At 62.1% G+C, this 4,227-nt stretch carries 6 protein-coding genes; 3 read left to right on the top strand and 3 right to left on the bottom strand.

Going from position 1 to position 4,227, the window contains the following annotated elements; all coding sequences use genetic code 11:
• On the bottom strand, positions 1-414 hold a 414-nt coding region (locus tag EN879_RS26310), incomplete at its 3' end, for an aspartate/glutamate racemase family protein (protein ID WP_206521007.1).
• The gene (locus EN879_RS26305; protein ID WP_127274333.1) at positions 407-1,321 is read right to left on the bottom strand and encodes an RNA methyltransferase; all 915 of its coding nucleotides are present in this window, start codon (positions 1,319-1,321) and stop codon (positions 407-409) included. The genes EN879_RS26305 and EN879_RS26310, both read right to left, overlap by 8 nt.
• A gap of 216 nt (positions 1,322-1,537) precedes the next feature.
• On the opposite strand from EN879_RS26305, the gene EN879_RS26300 reads away from it, so the two are divergent.
• The 3 genes from EN879_RS26300 (at position 1,538) to EN879_RS26290 (ending at position 3,732) form a co-directional block, all read left to right on the top strand.
• Positions 1,538-2,749 (top strand): NADP-dependent isocitrate dehydrogenase, encoded by a 1,212-nt coding sequence (locus tag EN879_RS26300; protein WP_063167815.1) that lies wholly within the window; start codon positions 1,538-1,540, stop codon positions 2,747-2,749.
• Between the two features lie 137 nt (positions 2,750-2,886).
• Complete coding sequence (locus tag EN879_RS26295) at positions 2,887-3,066, top strand: hypothetical protein (RefSeq protein ID WP_027162373.1); 180 nt, start codon at positions 2,887-2,889, stop codon at positions 3,064-3,066.
• A gap of 12 nt (positions 3,067-3,078) precedes the next feature.
• Positions 3,079-3,732: a glutathione S-transferase family protein gene (locus tag EN879_RS26290; RefSeq protein ID WP_063167814.1), complete on the top strand. Its 654-nt coding sequence runs from the start codon at positions 3,079-3,081 to the stop codon at positions 3,730-3,732.
• 52 nt (positions 3,733-3,784) lie between these two features.
• Here the strand turns inward: EN879_RS26290 and EN879_RS26285 are convergent.
• Positions 3,785-4,227: DHHA1 domain-containing protein (locus tag EN879_RS26285; RefSeq protein ID WP_245493870.1), on the bottom strand; the 443-nt coding region annotated here is incomplete at its 5' end.

The following is a 4,227-nucleotide window of genomic DNA, read 5'->3' as shown; positions in this document are numbered from 1 at the left end:
GCATTTCTGCGCCCATTTGCTGATCAGGTCGCGCGTGTACTGGCGCTTGACGGTGCCAGGCGTCGCCAGCACCGAAACCAGCCCTGAGCGCGTGCGTTCCGCCGCCGGCTTGATCGCAGGCACCATGCCGACAAAAGGATGCTCGGGAAATCTGTCGCGCAGCGCGTCGATCACCAACGTCGAGGCGGTGTTGCAGGCGATGACCGAAATGGCCGGCGCAAACCGCTCAAGCAGTTTGCCGAACAATTCAAGGATATGCACCCTCAGCGCCGGCTCTTCCCAGGCGCCATAGGGAAACGCAGCGTCGTCGGCGACATAGATGAAACGGCGGTCGGGCATCAGCACGCGCGCCTCGCGCAGTACGGTGAGCCCGCCGATGCCCGAATCGAACATCAGGATCGGCCGCTCAGTCATTGTCGGTTCCTTTTCCGCCAAGCGGCGGTATGTCATCGTCCTGGCCGGCGCCGGCAAGGCGCGCCGCTTCCGCCTTGCGGGCTCGCGCGGCGGCCGCGGGCAAGCGCCGTGGATCATCGCCAGGGGACCCGTCGCCGCGCGGCATCGCCGGCGAAAACCTGTCGAGCGACGAGATGATGCCGCGCAGCACCTTCAGCTCCGGTTCGGCAAAACCGGCGCGCGTCAGCACCGCACGCAGATTGTCGATCATTTTCGGCTTCTTCGGTGCCGGCCGGAAATAGCCGCGCGCTTCCAGTGCGCCTTCGAGATAGGCGAACAGGCCGTGCAATTCCTCCTTGCTTGCCGGCTTCATGTCCGGGCCGGAAAAATTGGTCTTGGTCTCGTCTTCCAGGCCGGACTTCATCCATTCGTAGGACATCAGAAGCGCGGCCTGGGCGATGTTGAGCGACGAGAAATCGGGATCGACCGGGAACGTGACGATCTCGTCGGCAAGGCCGACCTCGTCATTGTAGAGGCCGAAGCGCTCGCGGCCGAACAGGATGCCGGTGCGCTGGCCCATTGCGTGACGGGTCCGAAGCATCCTGCCCGCCTCCACCGGCCCGCGCACGGATTTGAAGCCGTCGCGCTGCCTGGCCGTGGTGGCGAAGACGAAGTTCAGGTCGGCGAGCGCCGAGGCCAGATCGTCAAAGACGGTGACGGCGTCGATGACATGATCGGCGCGGCTCGCCGCCGCACGTGCCTTCTCGCTCGGCCAACCGTCACGCGGATTGACGAGGCGCAGCTCCGACAGACCGAAATTGGCCATGGCGCGCGCGACCATGCCGATGTTCTCGCCAAGCTGAGGCTCGACGAGGATGATCGCCGGGCCGGCGACTGCAATGCTATCAGGATCTTTGGTGACGGGCATGATTGTCAATGAACTGCTGTTTGCGGCATTTCAGCGTCCCCTGCCATATTCGGCCGGGAAAATGAAGCATTCGCAAATGACGACGGCTCTGGCCTCCAATTCGTGACCGATCGCCGTTTGCGTGGCCAAAAGCGCTTTGATATACGGGCGACATCTCCCGGCCCAACGCCACGCGGGCAAGGCCGTCCCACATCCCAGCAACGAGGCATTCTTTCCATGGCGAAGATCAAGGTGGCGAACCCGGTCGTCGAACTCGACGGCGACGAGATGACCCGCATCATCTGGCAGTTCATCAAGGACAAGCTGATCCACCCTTATCTCGACCTCAAGCTGGAATATTACGACCTCGGCGTGGAACACCGCGACGCCACCAACGACCAGGTGACGATCGATTCGGCCAACGCCATCAAGAAATACGGCGTCGGCGTGAAATGCGCGACGATCACGCCTGACGAGCAGCGCGTCGAGGAGTTCAAGCTGAAGAAGATGTGGAAGTCGCCGAACGGCACCATCCGCAACATCCTCGGCGGCACCATCTTCCGCGAGCCGATCATCATGAAGAACGTGCCGCGCCTGGTGCCCGGCTGGACCAAGCCAATCATCGTCGGCCGTCACGCTTTCGGCGACCAGTACCGCGCCACCGATTTCCGCTTCCCCGGCAAGGGCAAGCTGACCATCAAGTTCGTCGGCGAGGACGGCCAGGTGATCGAGCACGATGTGTACGACGCGCCCGGCGCCGGTGTCGCCATGGCCATGTACAATCTCGATGAGTCGATCCGCGAGTTCGCCCGCGCCTCGCTGAACTACGGCTTGCTGCGCAACTACCCGGTCTATCTGTCGACCAAGAACACCATCCTGAAGGCCTATGACGGCCGCTTCAAGGACATCTTCCAGGAGGTCTACGAGGCTGAATTCGAGACCGAGTTCAAGTCGAAGAAGCTGTGGTACGAGCACCGCCTGATCGACGACATGGTAGCCTCCGCCCTGAAATGGTCGGGCGGCTATGTCTGGGCCTGCAAGAACTATGACGGCGACGTCCAGTCCGACACGGTCGCGCAAGGTTTCGGCTCACTCGGCCTGATGACCTCGGTGCTGATGACGCCGGACGGCAAGACGGTGGAAGCCGAAGCCGCGCACGGCACCGTTACCCGCCACTATCGCCAGCACCAGAAGGGCGAGGAAACCTCGACCAATTCGATCGCCTCGATCTTCGCCTGGACGCGGGGGCTCGCCCACCGCGCCAAGCTCGACGACAATGCCGAGCTGAAGCGCTTTGCCGACACGCTGGAAAAGGTCTGTATCCAGACGGTCGAGTCCGGCTTCATGACCAAGGACCTGTCGCTGCTGATCGGCCCCGACCAGCCCTGGCTGTCGACCACCGGTTTCCTCGACAAGATCGACGAGAATTTGCAGAAAGCGATGGCGTAGGCATGTCGTCCAAAGGCTTCGCTCGATATTGATCTCGTGCGCGACAGCACTGAGTTAACGACAAAGACTTGAGGCGTGTCGAAGTGCAAATCTGTCTTCCGTGGATGAGCTGGATTTGCGAAAATAGGTAGATGTAAATGGCTATGTGGTTCGATCAGCAAGAACGGCTAAAGAGTACCAAGGGCAAAGAGCTCTTGGACTCCATGCCGAAGTTTGAGGTGCAAGCTGCCAATGTCGCTCCCGCTCCGGCGGAGCTTGGAGGCAAGATCACGCTCGTCATCGAAGATGGCAAGCCCGTTGTGAAGATAAAAGAATAGAGCGTCGCCCGCATCGATCATAGCGTCAACACCACATCGTCGAGCAAGCCCATCGTCTACGGGGCGGACTATAGCGTCTATGTGCGCATCGTCCGCCTCGTGCTTGAGGAAAAAGGCATCGACTACGAGCTTGTGCCAGTCGATGTCTTTGCCGCCGACGGGATTCCCGCCTGGTATTTCGAACATCATCCGTTCGGCCGCATCCCGGCCTTCGAGCATGACGGATTCCGGCTGTTCGAGACGAGCGCGATTGCCAGATATGTTGACGAGGCGTTCGACGGGCCAGCGCTGCAAGCGACGGAGCCTCGTGGCCGCGCAACCATGAACCAGATCATCGGCATGCTCGATGCCTATGCCTACAGATCGATGGTCTGGGATGTCGCCGTCGAGCGGCTGGAGAAGGCTCAGCCGGATGAGGCGTTGATCGCCGGCGGCCTTGCTCAGGCGAGCAAAGCGCTTCGGACGCTGTCCGCGCTGAAAGCGCCGGGACCGTGGCTGCTGGGCGACCAGCTGACGCTGGCCGACCTGCATGCCGCACCGATCATCGGTTATTTCGTCAAGGTCGCCGAGGGGCGAAATCTGCTGGCCGAGTTCCCTGATATCCGGGACTGGTATGCGCGCATTGCGGCTCGGCCGAGCTTCGTGCGGACTGAAAAAATCGGCTGATAAGTGACGTCCGCTGTCCCTCCAACCGTTGCTTTAAATTCAGTCCACTCGCCTACGCCGCTTCGAGTGCCGCCCTTACCGCAGCAATCGCATCATCGGCCTTGGAAGCGTCGGGGCCGCCGGCCTGGGCCATGTCGGGCCGTCCGCCGCCGCCCTGCCCGCCGAGTGCCGCCGAGGCCACTCGGACAAGGTCGACGGCGCTGAAGCGGCCGACGAGGTCGTCGGTGACGGCCACCACGACGCTTGCCTTGTTGTCTTCGCCGGCGCCGACGAAGACGACGACGCCGGAGCCGAGCGACGTCTTGCCGGCATCGGCCAGCGGCTTCAGGTCCTTCGGTGAGACACCTGAGACCGTCTTGCCGAGGAAGCCGACACCGGCGACCGTCTCATTGGCGGCTGGAGCATCGGCAGACGATCCGCCGCCCAATGCCAGCTTCTTGCGCGCTTCGGTCAGTTCCTTTTCGAGCTTCTTGCGCTCTTCGAGCAGCGTCTCGA

It is taken from the genome of Mesorhizobium sp. M7A.F.Ca.AU.002.02.1.1 (assembly GCF_003998535.1).
In the GTDB taxonomy this organism is placed as follows: domain Bacteria; phylum Pseudomonadota; class Alphaproteobacteria; order Rhizobiales; family Rhizobiaceae; genus Mesorhizobium; species Mesorhizobium ciceri.
This window is presented reverse-complemented; position numbering and strand designations above follow the sequence as displayed.

Bases quoted from the DNA above. Each gene is read 5' to 3' on its own strand.
- EN879_RS26300 (WP_063167815.1), top strand. From the start codon at position 1,538: ATGGCGAAGATCAAGGTGGCGAACCCGGTCGTCGAACTCGACGGCGAC.
- EN879_RS26305 (WP_127274333.1), bottom strand. From the start codon at position 1,321: ATGCCCGTCACCAAAGATCCTGATAGCATTGCAGTCGCCGGCCCGGCG.
- EN879_RS26295 (WP_027162373.1), top strand. From the start codon at position 2,887: ATGGCTATGTGGTTCGATCAGCAAGAACGGCTAAAGAGTACCAAGGGC.